This is a genomic window from Heliorestis acidaminivorans, assembly GCF_008933955.1.
Lineage (GTDB): Bacteria > Bacillota > Desulfitobacteriia > Heliobacteriales > Heliobacteriaceae > Heliorestis > Heliorestis acidaminivorans.
This window is the reverse complement of sequence record NZ_WBXO01000005.1, coordinates 98,632-120,961: the sequence shown is the minus strand read 5'-3', so window position 1 is coordinate 120,961 and position 22,330 is coordinate 98,632. Positions and strand designations below refer to the sequence as shown.

Annotated in this window: 16 protein-coding genes, 1 pseudogene and 1 riboswitch; all 17 genes and pseudogenes read right to left on the bottom strand. The window is 43.2% G+C overall.

Annotation, left to right across the window (positions count from 1 at the left end; translation table 11 throughout):
- The 17 genes and pseudogenes from F9B85_RS08110 to F9B85_RS08030 all read right to left on the bottom strand — a co-directional run bounded on the left by F9B85_RS08110 (position 1) and on the right by F9B85_RS08030 (position 22,314).
- Positions 1–2,655, bottom strand: a complete 2,655-nt coding sequence (locus tag F9B85_RS08110) for a CBS domain-containing protein (protein WP_151619894.1) — start codon at positions 2,653–2,655, stop codon at positions 1–3.
- Between the two features lie 82 nt (positions 2,656–2,737).
- On the bottom strand, positions 2,738–3,091 hold the full coding sequence (locus F9B85_RS08105) for an ArsR/SmtB family transcription factor (protein ID WP_151619893.1): 354 nt from the start codon (positions 3,089–3,091) through the stop codon (positions 2,738–2,740).
- Positions 3,092–3,215: 124 nt separating this feature from the next.
- Complete coding sequence (locus F9B85_RS08100; RefSeq protein WP_151619892.1) at positions 3,216–3,446, bottom strand: thioredoxin family protein; 231 nt, start codon at positions 3,444–3,446, stop codon at positions 3,216–3,218.
- Between the two features lie 43 nt (positions 3,447–3,489).
- Complete coding sequence (locus F9B85_RS08095; RefSeq protein WP_151619891.1) at positions 3,490–4,659, bottom strand: permease; 1,170 nt, start codon at positions 4,657–4,659, stop codon at positions 3,490–3,492.
- Between the two features lie 375 nt (positions 4,660–5,034).
- Entirely contained in the window at positions 5,035–6,348 is a 1,314-nt protein-coding gene (gene lysA / locus F9B85_RS08090) for a diaminopimelate decarboxylase (RefSeq protein ID WP_151619890.1), read from the bottom strand.
- A 118-nt stretch (positions 6,349–6,466) separates the two neighbouring features.
- Positions 6,467–6,675, bottom strand: a riboswitch (Lysine riboswitch).
- A gap of 97 nt (positions 6,676–6,772) precedes the next feature.
- Positions 6,773–7,504 (bottom strand): TIGR03915 family putative DNA repair protein, encoded by a 732-nt coding sequence (locus tag F9B85_RS08085; RefSeq protein WP_151619889.1) that lies wholly within the window; start codon positions 7,502–7,504, stop codon positions 6,773–6,775.
- A 1-nt stretch (position 7,505) separates the two neighbouring features.
- Positions 7,506–8,258: pseudogene (gene queC, locus F9B85_RS08080) on the bottom strand (7-cyano-7-deazaguanine synthase QueC); the annotation flags it as partial.
- Positions 8,259–8,437: 179 nt separating this feature from the next.
- Entirely contained in the window at positions 8,438–9,304 is an 867-nt protein-coding gene (locus tag F9B85_RS08075; protein ID WP_151619887.1) for an HAD family hydrolase, read from the bottom strand.
- 3 nt (positions 9,305–9,307) lie between these two features.
- Positions 9,308–11,911 carry a phosphoribosyltransferase gene (locus tag F9B85_RS08070; protein ID WP_207707079.1) on the bottom strand — a complete coding sequence of 868 codons (2,604 nt, stop codon included), beginning with the start codon at positions 11,909–11,911 and terminating at the stop codon, positions 9,308–9,310.
- Complete coding sequence (locus F9B85_RS08065) at positions 11,847–13,052, bottom strand: HpcH/HpaI aldolase/citrate lyase family protein (protein WP_151619886.1); 1,206 nt, start codon at positions 13,050–13,052, stop codon at positions 11,847–11,849. The genes F9B85_RS08070 and F9B85_RS08065 overlap by 65 nt, the downstream gene beginning before the upstream one ends.
- Positions 13,053–13,096: 44 nt before the next feature.
- Positions 13,097–13,786, bottom strand: a complete 690-nt coding sequence (locus F9B85_RS08060) for a TIGR00266 family protein (protein ID WP_151619885.1) — start codon at positions 13,784–13,786, stop codon at positions 13,097–13,099.
- Between the two features lie 26 nt (positions 13,787–13,812).
- The gene (locus tag F9B85_RS08055; protein WP_151619884.1) at positions 13,813–15,231 is read right to left on the bottom strand and encodes a protein kinase domain-containing protein; all 1,419 of its coding nucleotides are present in this window, start codon (positions 15,229–15,231) and stop codon (positions 13,813–13,815) included.
- A gap of 5 nt (positions 15,232–15,236) precedes the next feature.
- Positions 15,237–16,487, bottom strand: coding sequence for a PP2C family serine/threonine-protein phosphatase (locus F9B85_RS08050; protein WP_151619883.1), 1,251 nt, complete (start codon positions 16,485–16,487; stop codon positions 15,237–15,239).
- Between the two features lie 39 nt (positions 16,488–16,526).
- Positions 16,527–17,192, bottom strand: coding sequence for a vWA domain-containing protein (locus tag F9B85_RS08045; protein WP_151619882.1), 666 nt, complete (start codon positions 17,190–17,192; stop codon positions 16,527–16,529).
- Positions 17,193–17,228: 36 nt separating this feature from the next.
- Complete coding sequence (locus F9B85_RS08040; RefSeq protein WP_170270329.1) at positions 17,229–18,248, bottom strand: DUF4236 domain-containing protein; 1,020 nt, start codon at positions 18,246–18,248, stop codon at positions 17,229–17,231.
- A 22-nt stretch (positions 18,249–18,270) separates the two neighbouring features.
- On the bottom strand, positions 18,271–19,500 hold the full coding sequence (locus tag F9B85_RS08035) for a TerD family protein (protein ID WP_151619880.1): 1,230 nt from the start codon (positions 19,498–19,500) through the stop codon (positions 18,271–18,273).
- A gap of 123 nt (positions 19,501–19,623) precedes the next feature.
- Positions 19,624–22,314 carry a calcium-translocating P-type ATPase, PMCA-type gene (locus F9B85_RS08030; RefSeq protein WP_151619879.1) on the bottom strand — a complete coding sequence of 897 codons (2,691 nt, stop codon included), beginning with the start codon at positions 22,312–22,314 and terminating at the stop codon, positions 19,624–19,626.
- Positions 22,315–22,330 lie beyond the last annotated feature (16 nt).

The following is a 22,330-nucleotide window of genomic DNA, read 5'->3' as shown; positions in this document are numbered from 1 at the left end:
CTAGTCTTTACTCACAAAACCCAGTTCAAACAAGAGCTCTCGTAAGTGCTCTAACTCCTCCTCGTAACTTTGCACAATCCCATCGAGACGATCCCAACGCATCTGATTCAGTAAAGTTTTATAGTGAGGTCCAGGCTTAATACCCATTTCTTTAAGTTCTTTGCCTGTAATAATTGTTTTGCACTTCTTGATAATATGCCAAGCTTCTAACAACTCTACCGTTTTGGGCAAAGCATAAGACGCTCGTAGAGCTAGGAAGGCTTCAATAGACCAGCCTTGAAAAAGTTTATCAAGGTCACTAAGTTTGCCATATTGTAAAGATTGTTCCATCAACAATCCGGTCTGTTCATTCGTACTTGCTAGTTCTACAATAGCCTCCCGAATCCACATCTTCAGTGGGTATCGATCTATTGCTAATTTTACACCTTCTGGCTTCATATGTTTCGTAAGTATTAGAAAGTAGGGCATCCAGCGAGTTTCTAGCGGTACTAATTCTCTATCTTTTACTTCTTGATAAAGCTCTGTCAATGTGGTCAGTTCTCTTTCGAGCCTTTCGCTCCACTCTAAGTCTGGTAGAAAGTAATCCCATAAGTTCATTTCTGTAACTCTACGCAATGCTGGTACGGGATTTTTTTCTTGTAGAATTAAAAGTAATTCATCGAACATACGCTCATGAGAAACTTCACCTATCATTTTACGTGAAATAGCTTCATGAGCAAATTCTAAAGTCTCTACTTCCATAGTAAAGTCATAACGCTGTTCAAATCGAATAGCTCTAATAATCCGTGTTGGGTCTTCAACAAAGCTTAAGTTATAAAGAACACGGATCAAACCTTGATCTAGATCTTTTCTACCTGAGAAAAAGTCAACAAGATAGCCAAAAGAAGGTAAATTAAGCTGTAAGGCTAAAGCATTGATCGTAAAATCACGACGATAAAGATCTTGTCGTAAGTTCGATGCTTCCACCTGCGGTAAAGCCGCCGGATGCTGATAAAACTCTCGACGGGCTGTAGCTACGTCAATCTTCTGATCTTCCCAGAGAATCATAGCTGTTCCAAACTTTTCATGGACTCGCAGACGAGCTCGCAAAAAGCGAGCTAAACGTGTAGCGAAAGCAATACCGTCACCTTCTACTACAAGATCTATATCTAGATTGTTAACACCAAGCAAAAGGTCACGAACAAAGCCACCTACTACATAAACTTTTACATTTGCTTCATCTGCTAATTGTCCTATATTCTGAAACAAGGTGATTATATGATCTGGTAATCTTTCTTCCATTAAATGATCGAGTCGGTTGTTGTCAACAGTAACTCGCTGTTCTTCTTGCGTGCTCGCTGAAAAATTAGTTCGATAAATTCGCGGCGTATCTTCACCGTGAAGAGTTCGTAAAACATCGGTCCGCGATACAATACCGATTATTTTTCCTTTTTCTATAACAGGTAAGCGTCCAATATCATGCTCGATCATCAGACTTTGAATTTCACGTATAGAGCTATCTACATCAATCGTAAGTACATTGCGGGACATAAAGCCTTTGACAGGTGCATGGCGAAGACCATGATAGAAGGCTTTGTCAAGATCGCGACGACTGATGACGCCTACAAGCTTATCGCCATCTACAATAGGCATACCAGTATGGCCATAACGAAGCAGTACTTTGCCAGCTTCTTCAATCGTAGTATCTGATGTCACTGTCTTAACAGGCGAAGACATAATTTCGCGAGCCCCTTTTTGGGGTTCAATAGTTTCATAAAGACGTTGTACTAATAGAGCTAAAATCTCTTCACTTTTGCCACCTTTAATGGAAGCAGCAGCGGCAGCACCGTGACCGCCTCCTCCTAAAGGTAAAAGCAGTTTGTTAACTTTCACATGTTCAATACGACTGCGACCCACCACAATAACGCGATCTTCCATCTTAACAACAGCAAAGATAACGTCAGGACTTTCATTTTCACTTAACTTGTAGACAAGCAAACTTAAGCCTTCTACGTACTCATCAACGGTGGCGGTCGTTACGACAATCTTAAAGCCTTGTATTATGTGCACTTCGGCATTGCGCATGATCTTATGAAATAGCTTCCGCTGCTCCACAGAAAGAGGTCGGTCAATAAACTCACCAACAACAGCTAAGTTAGCTCCCTGCCCTAACAAATAAGCAATAGCCGCCGCATCACGTGCTGTAGTAGTAGAAAACATAAGACTACCTGTATCTTCATAAATCCCTAGGGCTAATAAGGTAGCGTCAAAAGAAGTAAGCTTGATCTTGCGTTTTTGTATTTCTTCCACAATAATCGTCGTTACTGCACCCACACTATCCTGGTTCACATAAGAACCTACCACATCATCGTCTCCAGGAGGATGATGGTCAAAAACATGAACATCTATGGCAGGATCTGCTAATAGTTTACCTAGAGGGCCTACTCGGTGAGGTGATTTCGTATCGACCATAATAATTCTTTTGACTTTATGAGGATTAATCTTCTTTACAGCCTTAAAACCTAAAGTATCTTTATGGAGAGCCATAAATTCTTGCACATTAGCACCAAGTTTACTTGGCAGTACTGGTATGGCTCTTGGATACAATTTATGCGCCCCATAGGCGGCAGCAAGACCATCAAAGTCTGTATTATTGTGGGTAAGGATAATCTCCAAGCTCCAACCCACCTCTTGTTATTTTGTTCATAGAGAATATTATACCACGCTTTATTCCTCACCGTGAAGAAAGGTTCTCAACTTATTCAGTACCCATAGGACGCAGTATTTCTACTTTTTCTATCTCCTGTACACCAAAGTTTAGCATAGCTTGATAAGCTTTACTGAGAGTGTTAACCTTTTCTTCATTAGCTCTATAAACAACCCACTGCCCTTCTTTGCGCTCCTTCACTAGTTCAAGAGCTTTTAAGCGACGCAAATGCTGTGATACTGCTGGTTGAGTCATTCCTAAGTAATTGACAATTTCACAAACACAAAGCGGCTTGTTCATCAAAAGAGCTAAAATAGTTAAGCGACTTTTATCACCGAGCACCTTGAAGAGCTCCACCCAAAGTAAAATATCTTCTTCAGTTGGGGAGTCCTTAGGTCCAAACATAGTAACAACCCTCCCTCAGGTAGAGAAAAAAGCCTTCCACACTACAGGAGCATAAAGGCTTTTTATAAGACTAAGATTAACTTCTTTATTTAAATTACAATCACATGAAAGATTAGCATGATTATTAATCTAGAAGAGCTTTAAGTTCTCCTTCAGAAGGCAACTTGCCAGAAACCTTAACTTCCCCGTCAATTACGAGTGCTGGTGTCATCATAACACCATAAGACATGATATCTTTGATATCGGAGACTTTGGAAACTGTTGCTTCTTTCCCCAGCATATTAACTACCTTTTTCACTCTTTCTTCTAACTGATTGCACTTAGGGCATCCTGTTCCTAGAACTTTAATATCCATTACAAAAACCTACCTTTCCATATTATAAGGCTAAGCCTAATGTTTATCCCCAAAATGTGCCGAAAATAAGACCACTGAGCGTAGCCATAGTAATCACCAATGTGGCATAAAGAGCTGTTTTTTTGAAACCTAGAATCTTATGAATTACTATTAAGTTAGGCAAGCTTAGGGAAGGACCAGCTAAGAGTAAAGCTAAAGCAGGGCCTTTGCCCATACCACTTCCCATGAGACCTTGCAAAATAGGTATTTCCGTCAATGTAGCAAAGTACATAAAAGCACCTAAAACAGCAGACAGCGCGTTAGCTTGAATCGAATTACCACCAACGAGAGCACCTACATACTCTGCAGGAATGATCCCACTGTCTGTACCTGGTCTCCCCATAAGAAAGCCTGCAATGAGCACACCTACTAGAAGCAGAGGAAAGATCTGTTTGGTGAAGGTCCAAGTTGAACTAACCCATTCTGAAGCTTCTTCTTTTGTGAACCAGCTTTTCAAGATTATAGCCAGGATAAGTAGCAACAAGACTGTTAAAGGCCACTTAATTGTATAGATGAAGTGAAAAAAGCCTGTTGTTTCTGGCGGCCTACCCCAAGAGGCTATCACTAGGATTAGTATCATAGTACCAAAATAAACTATATATTGCCAGAGACTACGTTGTTCTTCTTCAACAGGCAAATGGAAAGAAGTGGCTTCCCTTTCCTTTTCTTCTTTTTGGAAAACAAAGTGCATCACAAGGCCAATAATAATGGAGAAGACAATAGCGCCAATAGCTCTAGCTATACCCATCTCCAAGCCTAGAACTCTTGCCGTTAGTATAATAGCCAACACATTGATAGCCGGTCCAGCAAAAAGAAAAGCTGTAGCCGGACCTATCCCCGCACCACGCATATAAATACCAGCAAAAAGAGGCAGAACTGTACATGAGCAAACAGCCAAAATTGTGCCTGATACAGAAGCAACAGCGTAAGACAAAAATTTATTAGCCTGTGCACCAAAATATTTGAGTACAGAAGCTTGCGATACAAATACGGAAATAGCACCTGCGATAAAGAAGGCCGGAATCAAGCAAGCCAAAACATGCTCACGAGCATAATCTTGCAACATATAAAAAGATTCCAGAATAGCACCCTGCACTCTTGTGCTTTCCAAAGGAATATAGAAGGCTAGCAAAAAGATTCCTACCATAAGCAAAAGTTTATTGCGCTCTTTCATTAGACACCTCCCTTTAATCAAAAGCGCTGAACGAATTTGTATATAAGTATATTCTTATGTATGTATCTTTTATAGCACCTTTTGCTTTTTTCGTCAAGAAAAAAATGCGGTATCAGCAAACTTGCTAGATACCGCACTTTTATTAATCTTTTCTTGATCTAGTTCTAGGGTGTCACTTATTCTCTCTCTTCTGTGTTTTCAGCGACGGTTTCAACCCCTTGAGTCTCTTGCTGTTTTTTTAGAGCTTCCATGGCTATTTCATAAAATTTTTCTGACATGCTCCGTCACCCCTTTCCTGTAGTCTCTCCATATATGAAGTAGTAGCTTACTCTGTTTGTTCTGTAGCAGGGTTACTCTCAGGCATCTTACTGCAGACTATCTTTGGAGATAGGGAGGAATCCGGTCATTGCGAATTAGATCATCATAAGATTCTCTTTCTACAACAACAGCTGACTGTCCATCACGAACAAAAACTACTGCTGGGCGACCAATGCGGTTATAGTTCATGGACATAGTGTAGTTGTAAGCACCAGTGCTTGATACAGCTAGAATATCGCCACTTTTCACTTTCGGTAAGCTTACGTCCCAAATCAGCATATCACCTGATTCGCAGCATTTGCCCGTAATAGAGACAACTTCTTCATTAGCTTCTGTAGCTTTGTTAGCTAGCATTGCTTCGTAGCGAGATCCGTAAAGAGCTGGGCGAGGATTATCATTCATACCACCATCAACAGCTACATACTTACGTACTCCATGAATTTCTTTGACTGAGCCAACAGTATATAAAGTTGTTCCTACGGGACCGGCGATAGAGCGACCAGGCTCTACGACAACGCGGGGAACAGTTAGGTTTCTCTTCTCTGCCTCACTTTGAACGGTAGAGAGAACTGTTCTAGCATAATCGTTAATATCAGCTGGCTCATCAGCTTCAGTGTAACGAATACCAAAACCACCACCTAAGTTTAAGACAGTAGTAACAGCACCAGTCTGCTTTTGAATTTCTTCAATGAAGTTCATCATCACTTCAGCCGCGAAGCGGAAAGATTCCAGTTCGAAAATCTGAGAGCCAATATGACAATGTAAGCCGTCATACTTAAGGTTCGAACAAGACACAACTGCTTTTACAGCTTCCATAGCTTGCCCTGTAGGTAGCGGGAAACCAAACTTAGAATCAATCTGCCCTGTTCTGATAAATTCATGAGTGTGACATTCAATACCAGGCGTAATGCGAAGCAGTACATTAACAGTTGTACCAGCTTGTTCTGCCAGAGCATTTAAACGATCCATCTCATAGTGATTATCTACAACAATGTGACCGATACCGTATTCAATCGCTTGTTTTAACTCACTGTCCGTTTTGTTGTTACCATGGAAGTATACTTTTTCCATAGGAAAGCCTGCTCTTCTAGCTGTATAAAGCTCTCCGCCCGATACAACATCCAAACCTAAGCCTTCTTGTTCAATAACTCGACACATAGCCATGTTCATAAATGCTTTAGAAGCATATATGACTTCGCCAGCACCGGAGGCACTAAAAGCATCGTAATAGGCTTTACATTTTTCACGAAGAAAAGTTTCGTCCATTACGTAAAGCGGACTTCCGTGTTTTTGAACCAACTCTACAGCATCACATCCACCAATAGTCAAATGCCCTGCTTCATTAACCTTTGCAGTACCTTGTAATTTCATGATTCTTCGCCCCTCATTCTATATAGCCAATTATTTCCAATATTAAAAAGCACAAAAAAGCCGTCGAGCTATTCTCGACGACTGTTACGTCAACGTAAAGAATGCCCTCTCTACTCCCTGGTAAGATAGTGCTCCACCACTTTAGAGCGCCTTAAAAAAGGTGGGAAAAGCTCCGTGGTGACAGTCCTGCAATTATTCATTACAGACCCAGCTTAAACAAGTGCCATCGTCTAAGCTTCGGCGGTGAGCCCTTTCCATTCAATGCATCGTCCATGCCTTTGGACCTTCTTGAATCTACTCTTGATCAACCGCGCCTCTACCCCACCTCTTTTTCGAGATGAGGCATAACCTATGCTATTGTTGTCGTAATTGTAACACCTCTGTATATCACTGTCAACGCTTCTAAGCATCTAATTTTATCCACCTATTTCTCAATCAAATGACGCCAATATCGAAAAGGCATATAAGTTTTTTGTTGTTTCAAATTCTTTCGTTCTTCAATATTAATCGATGTGAAGTAAGCTTTCCACAAATCTTGATATTCTATTTCTATAGAGGCTAGCTCTACTTTTTTATTAGGATCTATGTCCGTTATAATCCATTCTTTCTGGTTGTACAAAGCGGCCAATCCTCTTCTCAAATCGTGAATCATCCAGTTCTGATCGGCTAATCGCTTCGTAAAGTGGGGTGCTATTAATCCTATTATATTGTGATCAGGTTCCATGGGCCCATAATAAATCGAATTACTAAGCAAGCGAAACCGCAAAAGACCTAGCATGCGATGTTTTTCCTTCGCTACTTTGGATCTAAGTTTTTGGACAGTCCAAACCGGATCGACTAGGTAGCGGTCAACTTGAGGACCTATTTTCCATCCTAATCTAAGATATTGATAAATAGCTTGTTCCGACCCTTCCACTTCCGATAAAAAAGCGTAGGATACCGTTCGAAAAGCATCATCTGAAATCTTCTTATGAATGGACTGTACAACTTTTTCCGACTTTTCCACATCCGTCTCAATTACTACAAGCTCAGCAAAAAGAGGCGGATTAGATTTAGCTATAGCTTGAATGTCCTCTGGTTGCTCACGGCGATAATAAGCTTCATAAATAGCTGTAAAAAGCCCTTCCATAGAACCATCGTACTGATAGATAAGCATTTTATTGATAAGGTAAAGGATCGACTAGTCCTAATCTCATGAAAGCATCCCTGCGACTAACACAACTAGCACATTGTCCACAAGCAGGGTACTGCCCAGCATAGCAAGTATGAGTTAAATGAAGAGGACATTGTAACTGTAAAGCCAAGCTCACAATCTCTTCTTTTTCCAACTGAATCAAAGGCGTCTCCAAACGCACCCCTTTTCCTAAAACACCTCGCTCCGTACCGCAATTAACAACTTGCTGAAAAGCTTCAATAAAAGCAGGACGACAATCAGGATATCCTGCATTATCTAGGGCATTCACACCCATATAAATAGCCTCAGCCTTAACCTTCTCAGCATAAGAAAGAGCCAAAGCTAAAAACAGAACATTGCGCGCCGGCACATAAGTCGCAGGAAGCAACTGCCCCTGCTCCACAAAGCCGAGAGAAGATAGATCTTCCTTCGTCTCCCCAGCAGGCCGCTCTGTCAAAGGTCCTTCTGACAAAGGCCTCTCTCTCAAAGTACCTTCGGATAAAGCACTTTCCGCAAATAGATCCCCTAGTACCATCACTTTATGAACAGCACCGTAAAAAGAAGCGACAGCTTCAGCCGATTCAAGCTCACGACGATGTCTCTGTCCATAATCAAAAGTCAAAGCATAGAGCTTATATCCTGCTTCCTTAGCAATCCCCATTGTCGTAGTAGAATCAAGACCACCTGATAACACAATAACAGCCGATTTTTGACTTTCCATAGAATTAAGCACCTCTTTATTAAGTAGGACAAGTTAGTTCTTGGCTTTATTTTAGCGAAAAATGTGCTTTGAGGGCAACTAACAGAGGGTAAAAAGTTGGTTCTATGCCAAAGGGGGTGTGCCTATATTCTATAAATAACAATACAAAGGCAAATGCTAATCCACTTAAAAGCTAAAGTACAGAAAAGAAAGCTCTACGAGCTAATCGCAGAGCTTTCTTTTTTGTCTTCACAAAGGGCCAAAAGATGATTCAAAATTGCTTCCCCTGCCACAATCCCTTGCTGAGGAAGGAAAGAAATTCTTTTTAAGCTTTCCTCATTCTCTCCATGGTGGTGCAAGCGCTTTTTGGGGCCATGAGTAGCCCAGAGTTCTCCGTGAGCAGGTGCCAAAGCAAGATCGGCCTTTTCAAGCATTTCTTGATCTAAAAGTGAATCACCGGCGGCAACAACAAAGGGCTTGCCAACTCTTTTTAAAACTTCTTCTACGGCAGTCCACTTGCTCACTGGTTTTGGTACAAGATAAAGCTTTCTACCTTGTATAGAGAGACGCCAATTCTGTTCCTGCGCCCAGCAAGCAAATGCTTTCAGTTCTGCTGACGGCACTTTGTCTCTTTCAATAAGAAAATACAAAAAAAGTTGATCAGCCCTACGGGAAGATGTAACCCAATCAGGTTTAGCTATTTTTGCAAATTCCCTTTCCATCTTCCCTATGTCCAAGCACTTGTCGCTGATCTGAGATAAAATCTTATCATGCCATTTCTTATCGAGGTGTCCTTCCCTTAAAATATGACCGCCATTGCTAACCACGGCATAGGAAGGCCTGATAGGTAGTTTCACTCGTCTGTATTGTTCCACCGTTCGTGTCGTTACAGGAACAATGATAGCCTGCCGCGCAGCCTCACAGAAGCGCTTTACAGCCAAGGTCGTCATATAAGATATAATGCGACCTTTATACTCTTCTATGGGCACCAAGAGATGGGGATGGCCATAGTCACCCATACTTCGTCGCGAATAGATCAGTGTTTGATCTAGATCGGAGGCAAAAAGTATTTTTCCTGTCAATTCCTATGCCTCCCTTTCAATCTCTTCAAGGGGTTTAATCAAGCCACAACAAGAGTAGGTCATATTCCCATAGACTTCCACAGGTACATTCCTGTCACGAGCGAGAATAAGGATATGGGTAAGATTGGGGTTTTCCATGGAGTTTACAAGAATTCTCCACGGTACACGGCGCAAAAGGACTCGGGTCGTCTCCCCTACACCTGGCTTGATGAGATTGATATCTTTGATTCCAAAGCGCTCTTGAATCGAACGAAGGGACCGTAAGCCTTGCCAAGAACATTTTTCAAGCAAGAAGCTTTTTTCCGTGCCTCTATGGTCATCGCAAAAAAGATGTTCTTCCCTTTTCATCGCGAGATGGTTCTGCCCCTCTAAGGCCACTTCTTCAAAATATCTCGAAATGGTGTCAACAAATAGATTAGAAACGTCGTCTTCTTGCAACTCACTGTAATAGCGAGCACCATGAAAATCAAAGGGGCCTAGGAGTTCCGGTTTATAGACCGTTCGACTGACCAACCCGGACACAGTAGCATTAAGACAAGCACTGGGAATTAGATAGTCTTCTCGCGTGCCGTACAGGGGCGCGCAATAGCCAGGATCGGCTAAGACAGCCAGGCTATCGGAAAGCTCTATGGAATATTTATCTTTGAACTGTTGGCAAGCTTTCGTTAACTGCATGGAGATAGCACCCTTACCTGTCCAACCATCCACAAACTGAAGGTCTCTGCCACCATGGTTCTGCAAAATATAAAGCAATGCTTTTTCGTCAATACCTTTGTCACGAATAATAGATATGCTGTAATGAGGTACCGTAAGACCATGGATTTGCTCTAGATAGCGACGAATTAAAATGCCTACAGGTGTTCCAGCTCTAGCCAAAGAGACGAGAACAAACTCGGAAGCATGCAAACCTATTATCTTTTCAGCGACAACGGCCGTGGCCCAGGCTATTTTCCGAGCCGACTCTTCCAAGGTCTGATAGAAAAGATCCATATATTCTTGCGTTGGCTTGTATTCCAAGGGAAGCATCTCCGAATAATGGACGCCCTTTTGAATCATTCGTTCCCGTTCTTCAGTCGGCACTTCTTCCACCATACCGCTAAGATCTTTCAGTAAAAAAACAACATCATCAGCACGATATGAGCCCATCGGATCAGGGTGAGGTACGATCGCTTCTGGCACTACCATACAAATCCGATCGATGCCCCTAGAGTCCAAAGCTTCTAGTAAAGGCATGATCCTTTCCTTCGGAAGAGGCCGCTCTAGAAATAAAAAAATCTCATCGTACATGCCTGTCCCGATATTATAAACATAATTGGGAATCAGAGGATCATCGGGGCTGGGAAAAGCAAGACCATGACGAATGCCATAGTCTTCCTTATCAACAGGATAAACAGGACTGCGCGTTGTTGCTTGCACCAGTACCTTTTCACCCATATAGGAGGCTATCTTAGATGGAAGATACATAAATTCTCCGGTGCCCAGACATAAGGCTTTTTCTCCCCGTCGCCGTTGTTGTAATTGCTTACCTACCTTATAAGCCAAAGCCTCTAGTTGTGCTTGTTCCTTCGGTGTGATACCAAAGCGGCCTGTATAAGGGAGATAGGGCGCTTTATTGACCCAACCGGTTGAATCAATGGATGTATAAGCGATCCCTTTTTCTAAGCCGTATGTTACCACATCTACAGAAGTGCCATTTTTCAAAGACATTCCTTGTAATTCTTTTAATGCATAGATCCCCACCTGCGGAAGTGGCGATTTGGGATCAGCCACTTCTTCTTGGGGCATATAAGCTCCTATCGCTCTTTCTGTTACCGCACCCCAGGATTCTATAGTACCGGAGAGCAAAGAAAGCACGGTAATAGAAACCCCAAGGCGCTGTTCCATTGCCTGCAAGGTCGCTCGATCCTCTTCGGAACGCCAATCAAGAATGGAAAGAATATAATATTCTTTTCTTCTATACTTCTGCTCAATCGCCTGAATAAAGTTTAATGCCGATTTGCCTGTCGTTAATTCATCATCAATGAGCACAATCGGATGATCCTTATCAAAAAAGGATCGAGCCGTCCCATAAAGACGATGTTCCGGTGCATGACAATGCTCTTCTTCAAAGCCAAATAGATCAGGCAATTCATTGATTTTCTCACGCGTTGTATGCCAATAGAAGGCATTTTGATCAAAGCAAGAGAAAACAGCATGCCCTAAGGCTGTTGCCGTTTCAGCAAAACCGATAAAAATATGCGGCGAAGGCAAAGAGAACGTCGCTTTGTTCTCTGTCATCGTTTGCTTTCTAGCTCTTTCTTCCATAAAGCGTTGTGCAAGCAACTTCCCTGCAACAAAAGCAACCTCTGGTTCGATAGCAATATGCTTGCCTAGAAGCTTGCTGACAAAGAGAAAACTTCTATGACGATTCTTGCGAGCGGCAAGTGAAAAAAGGCTTTCTAGCGAAAGTTCGTAAGGGTTGCTTGTAACGGTAAGACGGATGTGCAAATCATCTAAAATATGGATCAGCATCTCTGAAGATTCTTGAACCTTCTCGGCTTCTTCACTCAATAGACGATTTATCATATTGTTCTGTCCCCAGTAAGCTCGTAAAGTCATATGTCTCATTAAGCACTCCATAAATGCATGATCTTGTAATAATTTTCTTTGCCCAACTCAAATGAGGCTTTATTTCGTTCATTTTGTTATGAAAAGCGCTTTTCATAACGCCTATTTTTCCGTCATTATTGCTCACGATGGTCGTAGCATCACAATATTCCTCGTACGTGACAGCTTGCAAAGCATTCACAGGTCGAATATGGGAGGGATGAATCACTGTTTTTCCACATAAACCATTGGCTTGATCGAGCAAGATTTCACGAATCAAGCCATCGATATAACGTGTAATCAGTTGTCGGCGAAAAGCAAGGCCTTGATGGCCATACCGTTCAAATGGCGCTTCTCGCAATTTAGGCTTCAATACACGGTTGTCTGTGGGAAAATACTCCCAAACGGGCCCAGAAAGGACATAGGGATCGTCGATGCGACCAAAAACATTGACAATATCGCCAATACAGTCTTTCATGGGCACGATATCATATAAGGTCAGATCAGGACTCCTACGAATGCCGAAAAGACTAGAAAAATCAGTCGCTCCAATACGGATATTCAAGATCATCTCTTTATAGGAACCTAGTAAAGCTTTGAGAGCAAGCAACGTGTCGATACGACTCTCTTTATACATAATATCTCGCGTCTCAAAGATAGGCATGCCATATATGCGAACAGACCTATTGAGTTGACGAAGCAGTTGAAGGTACTTTTCGCCATTATGAAGCGAAAATTTGGGAAAAACAAAGCCATGAAGCAAGCCGGTCATCATAAAAGGCATCAGTTTCTCAATAAGCTGATGAAATTGCTCAGGGCTTCGCAGGCGCAGAAAGATCAAGGGCAAGCCCGCTTTTTCTATCGTTGACATAGTCTGCCATGCTGATTCTAGCTGTTGAAGTTGAAGCAAAAGTGCTTCTTCTGCTTCGACGACTTGGTGATCACCAATCGCATCTTCTAGGCAGATGACCATAGAAGTCAATTCTTTGTATTTGTTTGTTATGAGATCGTTCGCAATACAAGGACGATGGGCTGGCATGTATAAAGTTGCACCTAAAGCATATGACAATGTATCTCGATCCCAATTGGAATCATAGGGTTCAGGAGGAATATAAAAAATCCTCTCTATATCTTCAGCCTTCAAATCATTAAAATGAATCACCCATCGTTTCCTCGCTTTCGACTTTCAAAAGTGCCCTCTATCTCTTATGAGCCTGGTCGCCCACCTGGAATAAACTTTTTAATCCAATTGCCAAAACCGCCAGGATTGCGCGTTTGAATCAGTACCGTGCCTGGACCTCTGAAGCGGCAAACGGCAATTTCTCCCGAGGTAAAAGTATGTATCCAACTGCTTGAAGCTTTTTCGATTTTGTAATCCATGTAATCAGGCCAGGCCACCAAATGTTGGTTGTCAATAACAAACTCTTCCCCATCATCCAAATTGATAGCATGAATGGCACCGTAGCTGTTCACAAAGACTTTTCCGTGACCGCTCACTTTAACAACAAAAAAACCCTCTCCAGATAAAAAGCCTTGCATTAAATTTTGCATCTTTGTAGATACTTGCAAATCTTGCGTACCTGCTAAAAAACCGTCTTTTTGCACAATCAAGTTGTAGGTACCATCTAAGTTAATATCGATAATGTCACCAGGAATGGATGGGGCCAGCAAGACTGTTCCTGAACCACGATTGGCCGTCAAAGTTTGAAAGAAAAACTTTTCTCCAGCGAGCATGCGAGCCAAGCCTTGCATAATTCCACCGGGCACAGAACCTAAGACATCGACTGTTGAAGACATGGCCACCATGGCATCGGCTTCAGCCTTAATGCTTTCAGCTTTTTGCAATTTCATTTCTATAATCGGAAAAGCGCCTGGATAAAGTATTTTATAATCCATGTTCTTCACCACCTGTTAATAAATTTTTATGGCTCCTTGATCATCTGTACATAAACAATTCTGCCACGCCTTTCTGTCGATAGGCGGATTTGTTGACCTTGTTGAAGAGGGATGGATTGATTTTTGGGAATTGTCTTTTGTATGCCCTTTTCAATCAATTGGGCATCCATCTCTAGATTAAAAAAGTACCACTGCCCTTCATGATAGCGAAAATACCCTTGTGGCGTTTTGTCAGCATTTTCACCAGCTCGAATGTGATCAAAAACATGCCATTTGTAAAGATAGAGGCCAGACCAGACAACAAGCTGACGACGTTCATTGATAAAATGGCCGGGTTTGCCATTTTGTTCTTTATAAAACTGCAACAGTGGTACGGGATGATGGGCCATTTTTTGTCCACAACCAGGACAACTCGTCCCGTACACAAACCATTTTAATTCGCAACGATCGTTCGAACAAGGATGAATCAAATCGGTTGTCCGAATTAAAGCTTGTTCCCAATCGGCCGCTGTAGGGCGGTTGTCAGGCATGTGTAAGTATTTTATAAAAGATTTGGTAACGAGTTCTGACAAATAGGGTCCCAATCGCTCAAAGCTTGTAAAAGTGCCTTGTGGGCGATTGCTTTGATCGTGGGGATCTTCAATAAAAAGCGCCTTCGCGCCCATAGAAAGTTGCTCATCCTCTTCTGCCGATAAAGTAGAATTTATTTTGGGGCCTCGCAAAGGATGACGAAATAACAAAGTTTGATAAACGAGTACAGCCAGCGCGTGCAAATCGGTGCGTATGGAAGGCGCTCCTTTACCCATGATCACTTCCGGCGCGATCAGACCCGGTGTCCCTGCCACATTGGGCGGGTACACGTCTGGAACGACAAGGCTATCTAGATCGATCATCGTAACGGTACCAATCACAGGATCGGCCAAGAAGTTATTATAGGATAAATCGGAATGAGCAAGGCCGGCAGAATGAAGGCGCCGTGTCGCACGAGCCATCATGATAGCAATCTTTAGATGGCCCAGCCAGTCACCTCGCTCTGCTTTGCTGATCAAGTTTCTTGTGCGAGGAGAAATGAACCAACTTAGCTTTTTTTCTCGTCCATCTTTCGTGAAAAAATGAGCAGGATAAGTTGGCACAAGGACACCAAGACGAGGAGCTACTACGACAGCAGTAGGCCAGCAGTATAGGCTTTTCCAATAGTCCCCACTTTCAGGATTTCTTGTGGGGTTATACTTGTACACGATATTTTCAATCCGTCGACGACGCTCTGGATCTTTGCTGTCATTGCTATCTTTGTAAAACTTAACGACCTTTTTTTTATCTTCTGTAAAGTGTACAATGCCTTCGCTACCTTCACCAAGTATCTCAGGTTCGTATAGAATGGTACTTCCATCTGCTAAGGTCGCTTCTAAAAGGTTCTTCTTGCTTTTTTTTCTTGCTTTGGCCATAACCTTTATCTCCTAAACAATATCGCCATGGTGCGATCGTCAAAAGAACCTCTACGCTCATAAGAGAGAAAATCGAGCAAAGCCTCGCCTGGTTCTTTACCATCTTTTAGTACCTTGAGGACTTGCTGGAACAGGACCGGCATTTCCTTTTCTGCAGGAAAAAAATCATCACAAACGCCGTCGGTCATAGCAGTCACAGCATTAACACCTTTTTTTATTGAAAAAAAGATGCGATGGCCCAATTCTTGCTCTATCTGCCTCGTTGTAATAAATCTTGTCTCACTGGCAAAGGTTCCTGTATCAGCACTGCCTAGTAAGGTAACAGTATCGCCACCGTGCCAGATGGCTATGGTTCCGTCACCGACTTGTACACTCGCTACAACGCTTTTGCCCTGCCACAAAGTATGTATCACGAGAAGTAAGGTCGTAGACATTTCTTCTACTTTGATTTCTCGTTCTCTGGCCTCTTCTTTCAGTGCTTGTATCGCTTCGAGTATGGCCGTGGTCAGGTATGACTTTATCTTTAGCAAATCATTCTGGCTGGGAATGTCACCGTCATGTTCTGCTAATACATAGTCTTTTAGACAATGTTGCATATGTAGCAGAGCCTTTTGACAAGCGAGGGCCGCGCCGACTCTAGAATATTGGCAAGATCCTGCTCCATCCGCCACAGCAAGCAAAGTCCAAGCTCCCTCTTGTCCGATGGAAAATGCGTCTTCTCGGTGCGTTCCTTGATGAGCATGCAATTTTCCTCGTCGACTCGCTGCTGCCATGGCCCATGCATCATTTACAATTTGATAGTCCGCCACATGAAGAGGGACCCAATCCTGTTCATCTTGGGGAGGCAGGTCTCTCCATGCTGGCTCAAGAGGAGGATCTAGCGATTCTTTTTGTTCTACCCTATCTATTTTTTCAAGAGTTTTCTCTGTTTTATCAGTTTTCTCTCTTTCCTCTTCCTTCTCAATGGCTTTCTCCTCTATCTCGAAGACCTTTTCAGTAAGTTCATATTTCCGAACGATAGGTTTTTGTTTTTGCTGATCACAACGATAGAGGATTTTGGTAAAGTTCCGTTCTAAAGCTTCTGGCACTTCTGCGATAGCTATGAGTCCTTGCACTATTTTTGACAAAAAAGCATGTCTTTGGGGATCATTTGCATGAATCAGGGCCTCTTCTACAATAAAACCATAGGATCGAAAAAGCACCTCTAGCTCCCGCTGTTTTCTAGGATCTACCTTAAAGAAGCTTATGTGTATCATGGTCTAACTCCTTCTTGAAAGAAAGGGTGCCCTGGTTGATCAGGGCACGATCTGAATCGTTGGCGGTGGTGGTGGTAATTGAGCAGGTTTCTCTCCATCGGCCGTAAATTTTTGGCTCGCCATGGATACAGATGCGCTGACCCAGCGGAAAAACTGATTGAAATCGTCAGGCTGGTAGGATTCCATATGCAAAACAATCTCTGTAATTTTCTTTAATGTGTTCAGATCTACGTCGGGCCCGCATCCTACAGCGATAATATTGGCAAGCTTGCCTGCTTTTTGCTTGATCACATTGGCAGGCCCTTCCCAGCTATCGGTCGGTACGCCATCGGTAAGAATAAAAACAAGAGGCTTATAATCACCTTTTTGTGTTGCCGTTGATTTTTTAACTTCTGTATCAAGGCAACGCTCCAGAATTTTCAAAGCTTCTCCCAAGGCTGTCGTTCCGTTGGCATCAAGCTGAGGTTCTCGAAAACTTTGCAGATCTGTAAGAGGTACCATTTGCTTGGCTGTACTCGAAAAAGTGATCACACTGAGGTAGGCTGTTTCGATGGCCTGCGGTTCTTTCTTCAAGGAAGAGATCAGGTACTTGACGCCCTGACGCAATGCCTCAATCGGTTGTCCGTGCATAGAACCGGAGGTGTCTAATAAAAGATAGACAGGCAATCTACGTTGATTGGACTCCATTTTGTCGAGATTTAGCATAAAAAACTCCTCCTTTATTATCCATTTTTTCTGTTTCTAGAATGATAAACCTAGCCGCTTCACAACATCTCCATAAGTTGGATCGTTTCTATAGATTTCTTCATAATCCTTGCGTGCTTGCGCCATTTTTCCAACTTCTTCATACATTTGTCCACGAAGATAGCGAATATCTAACAGCAATGATGGGGGACGGTCCTTTTTTTTGCGAACAATCGCAGATAGTTGTTGAATGGCCCCATCGGTCAGATGAAGTCGATAGAGAGCATAAGCCCGTAAATAAAGAATATTCGTATCGATCGGCTCATCATTGACGACTGTTTTGGTCATTTCGACGACATCGTTAAGCAAGGCTTGCTCAGCTCTTTCAGCCATCGTGACCACTTCAACAAGAGATAAGCAAAGAACCTTGTCGCTACTGTTGTGCTCCCAAAGAGCATTGAGCTTTGCAATCGCTTCTTTTACTTTGCCTTGCCGTTGATAGGCTTCCACAAAGCAAAGAGCAAGGCCTCTTTCGTCAATGCGGATTGGAGCTTCGATATATTCTGTTATATCCAGAAGAAGCTCCAAATTAGGGTTGATTTTGTTGCTAATCTGCCCGAGTTGCCAGGGCTGGCATTTTTGAAAGAAATATTCCGCTTGCTCATATTGTTGGCGTCCTATGGCAATATAACCACACATAAAAGAACCGTCGGCGAGATGCTCAATTTTCTGAAATGCTTCATAAGCGCCGCCATAATCATTGGATAAGAGGGCTTGCAAGCCTGCTAGGTAATGCTTTTCTTCCGTCGATAAAAGCATCTGCTGAAAAAAACCAAGCTCGGAGCCTGGGGTCCCTTGGCGCGACGGTGTCGTTCTTTCCGATCGTTGAGAAGCCCAACTTTTTGCTTTTGTATAATAAAGACCTGTGCCAGGCAGGCCTAAGGTCGTTCTTGTGCCTTTTGAACCAACGGTATATCGCATACCTTGCGGGCCAAAAGAAAAGGAAGGTCCCGATTTACTTAGATTCATCGTAACACCGGGGGCAATTTTGATACGCTTAAAAAAACGAAAAGACATTACTGTCACTCCTTCGTTCTTGCTAGCTAACCACATTGATACCATAGGTTTCACAGAGTGCTTTCAATCCACCGTGATATCCAGCTCCGACAGCAGAAAAACGCCAATGATCTTTATAACGATAAATCTCACCGAGCACAATCGCTGTTTCTAAGACAAAGGCTGAAGACAGGTCAAAGCGAAACACTTCTACTTCCTTTGACGCCTCATCAACAAGGAGTCTCAAGTAAATCGTAGAGAAGTACGAGAAGTTTTGCCGCCTTTCTTCTGCTTCATAAATCGATAAGGTCAGGACAAGGCGCTCTATCTCAGAAGGCACTTTGGCTAGTTCTAATTCCAGATGCTCTTGTTCTAAAGCATTAGTCGCTTTTTTAAGAGCAAGGTATTCATTGCTGGGATTGCCATAAAAGAGCAAATCTTGATCATGGCGCACTTTCTGATGCGAGCCAAGAGCAAATACAGCGCTATCGACTTCAAAATTCTTCCGTTCTACAGTCCAACCTACAGCTATGGTACACTTGTTTTTTCCTGCACATAATTCAGACAAGTCGACTCGTTGGCCTCTTAATAAGCTAGCAGAAGGTGGAGATTTAGAAGGTGGCGCTTTCTTTGCACGATCGACCTGTTCCTTTTCTGCCGATGGCACCCAAAGTGGTCTTTTTTCAGACACCACCGCCTCTGTTGTTGTCGTCGCTGTTACAGTGATAGATCGTTGAAAAAGAGAATGGATGACAAGTTCACCCCAAAGAAGGGTATGAGCAGGCAAAGGATCGATATGAATTGAGATCTCGTTGCTCCCAATTTGTAAGTGCTCTGGCGATAGCCGAAGGCCGCTGATCTTTGATTCAACACGACAAGGTACAGGTACATGGACACGAATCGTCCGTTGTGAAGCTTCTTGCGCTGGCAAAGCACCTAATTCAAGCAGTTTAGGGACAGGCCATTTTTCTGATTCGCCAGGAATGCCTGCCACTCGACCTCGTATCTTCACATCTTGGAAGGTTGCCCTTCTTTGACCGCGAACTTCAATGGCCACTAGATCGCTTTCACCGAGCGCTTCTACCGATATGTTTCTGACGATCACTCTGTCGGCATCTATGATCAAAGCAGGGCCCGATTGGCTCCAAAGCGTGGCTCGCGGCCCTTCGATGACCATAGAATGACGAATATGTAAGGGGCCCGCCCACTCTCCCGGCGGTAGGATTAGCTTTTTTTGAGCAAGGGCTTGATTATAAAGCTCTTGTATTTTCATATTCTTTCACCCGCTTTTGACTTTTTCATCAACGAGCTGGGTCATCGTTTTCACAATCGATAGGCTATATTGATGGCGCCCCATTGCAATGTATGCATTAGGGCGCCATCAAATTTCTATCTCTTACTCCGTCTGTGTCGAAAGTTCAGAAGTATTATAGGATTTGTCCTCGCTAGGGCTCATCATATTGCGTACCGCTTTCCGCGCTAGATCGATAGGGATAATGATGGCCGAAAAGGCTAATACATAGATCCACTCAGTGAAAGTTAATCCCACGGTACGTAGAACATCGCCACCAATATAGGTAAAGACAATCTGCACGACAAAGATAAGTAACACCACATTGATAAAGCCTGTATTTTTGCCGATGTGACTAAACAGATTCAGGCCTTCCACCCGTGCGTTAAACTTATTAAAGTTATTCAAGAAGATAAAGAAGGCAAAAAAGCCTGTTAGGAAAGCCGCTTCACTGGTAAATAGGCCTTGAACAGGTGGGTACTTCAAGAAGACAATGCTCATTGCTGCGATAGAAAGGCCATTGGTCAGAATGGATGACCACATATCGGTGTTGATGATAGACTCATCACGTCGTTTCGGCCGTTCCTGCATGTACTGTCGAAGTGCCGGTTCTCCACCGAAAGCCAAGGCCGCCAAGGTATCCATGACGAGGTTGACCCATAACAGTTGTATCATCGTCAAAGGCAAATCAACGCCAAAGAAAGGCCCCAAGAAAGCAACGGTAATGGCCGCCACGTTCACGGTCAATTGGAATACCAAAAACTTGCGAATCGAATTGAAGATGGTACGTCCGTAAAGTACAGCCTTGGTAATGGAAGAGAAATTGTCATCTAAGATTACAATATCGCCTGATTCTTTGGCCACTTCTGTACCACTACCCATGGCAAAACCAACATCGGCTTTGCTTAAGGCCGGTGCATCATTGACGCCATCGCCTGTCATGCCTACGACCATATTTAGGCTCTGTGCTATTTGCACAAGCCGGCTTTTGTCCGTCGGCAAGGCGCGAGCAACGACACGAAGGCGAGGCAACAATGCTTGCAATTCCTTGTCAGAGAGGGCTTGCAAATCAGCAGATGTCAGCACAAGGCTATCTTTCTGAGTTAACAAACCTACTTCTTTGGCAATGGCCGTGGCTGTTTCTTTCCGGTCTCCTGTAATCATAACCACTTGAATGCCTGCATCCTGGGCTTCGCGTACCGCTTGTACCGATTCTTGGCGCAAATCATCGCGAATGCCAAGAACACCAACCAGTGTTAATTCTTTAGGCATATCTTCACCAGCGATGGGCTCTTCGCTCGCTGCCACAGCAATCAAACGAATGGCTCGTTTGGCCAGCGTGTCCATCTCTTGAACAAGGGCTTTTTTATTGTCGAAAGGCTTTTTCTGGCCCTTTTCATCATAGTAGAAACGACAACGGTCCAAAATGGTTTCTGGCGCGCCTTTTACTAGCGTTAGATTTAGATCTCCTTGTACTTGTGACATGGAAAATTTACGTTTGCTATTAAAAGGAATGTTTTTTTCGACAGCTACGTTCCAGGAGGGTTCGTAGTTAAGGTCTGTAAAAGCAACTATGGCTCGTTCCGTAGCGTTGCCACCAATACACTTCCGTTGGCCTTGTCCATCCGTCGTAATAACGCAGGAAGAGTTATTGCGAACACTGAGTGCTAATAAATCCTGCAATTCTTTCGGCATGCCCTTGTAACTAGGGAAGGACTGGCGATCGCCGTTCATAAAAAGGACAGTCTCCAATTGCCCTTTCGTCAACGTACCCGTTTTGTCAGTAAACAGAATATTTAAACTGCCTGCTGTTTCGATACCAATCATTTTCCGGACCAAAACTTTGGCATTCAACAACTTTCTCATGTTCAGTGACAAGACAAGGGCGATCATCATGGGCAAACCTTCCGGTACAGCCACAACAACAATGATGATGGCTAGAATCAAAGCAGTGACGATATCATTCAAAAAGCCTTGCCAGTTGCTAACATAGGCTGCGATTTGCACCATATCAAAAGAATGATCAAGGAAAACTTTTTTGAAGATAAAAGAAAGAGCAATAAAGGAACCACCAATGTATCCAAACTTACTAATGCCCTCGGCCAAGGCAGAAAGCTTAACCTTTAATGGAGAATCTCGCTCTTCCCCGTTTAGCTCACTGGCTAGACGGCCATAGATCGTCTTATCTCCCACTTGCTCAATTTCCACAATCGCTTCACCGTCCGTAACGACAGTGCCGCGAAAGGCAAAGAACTGATTGTTTAAGTCATTCCTATCGCCTACCTGAACATCGAACGCTCGTCTCTTGATAACATCTTCCGACTCACCGGTCAAGGAAGCCTGGTTCACCTTCATCTCGCCTTGCACAATTCTACCGTCGGCTGGCACTTTATCGCCAGGTTGTAGAACAACTTTATCGCCTACAACAATGTCATGGACAGCAATTTCTACCAATTGACCATTGCGGAAAACCTTATTCGTAATTTCTGAAGCTTCTTCCTGTAACTTCTGAAAAGATGCTTCATTCTTGTGCTCTGAAAAGGTTGCAACCATCGTTGCCAATAGAACAGCCGTCGCAATGGCCACACCTTCATACCATTCCGCAAAGCCTGCGAAAGCCAGTGCGACATTGATCAAGAGTGCTACTACAAGAATCATAATGATGGGATCTTTAAAGTTGCCGATAAGCTTTTCCCAAAAAGTTTCTGAATCTTGTAAGGTTAACTCATTCGATCCGTGCTCTGCCCGCGATTTTTCAACTTCTTCGTCTTTTAAGCCGACAATATCGTATTTCATGGCTGCCCCCTGCAGT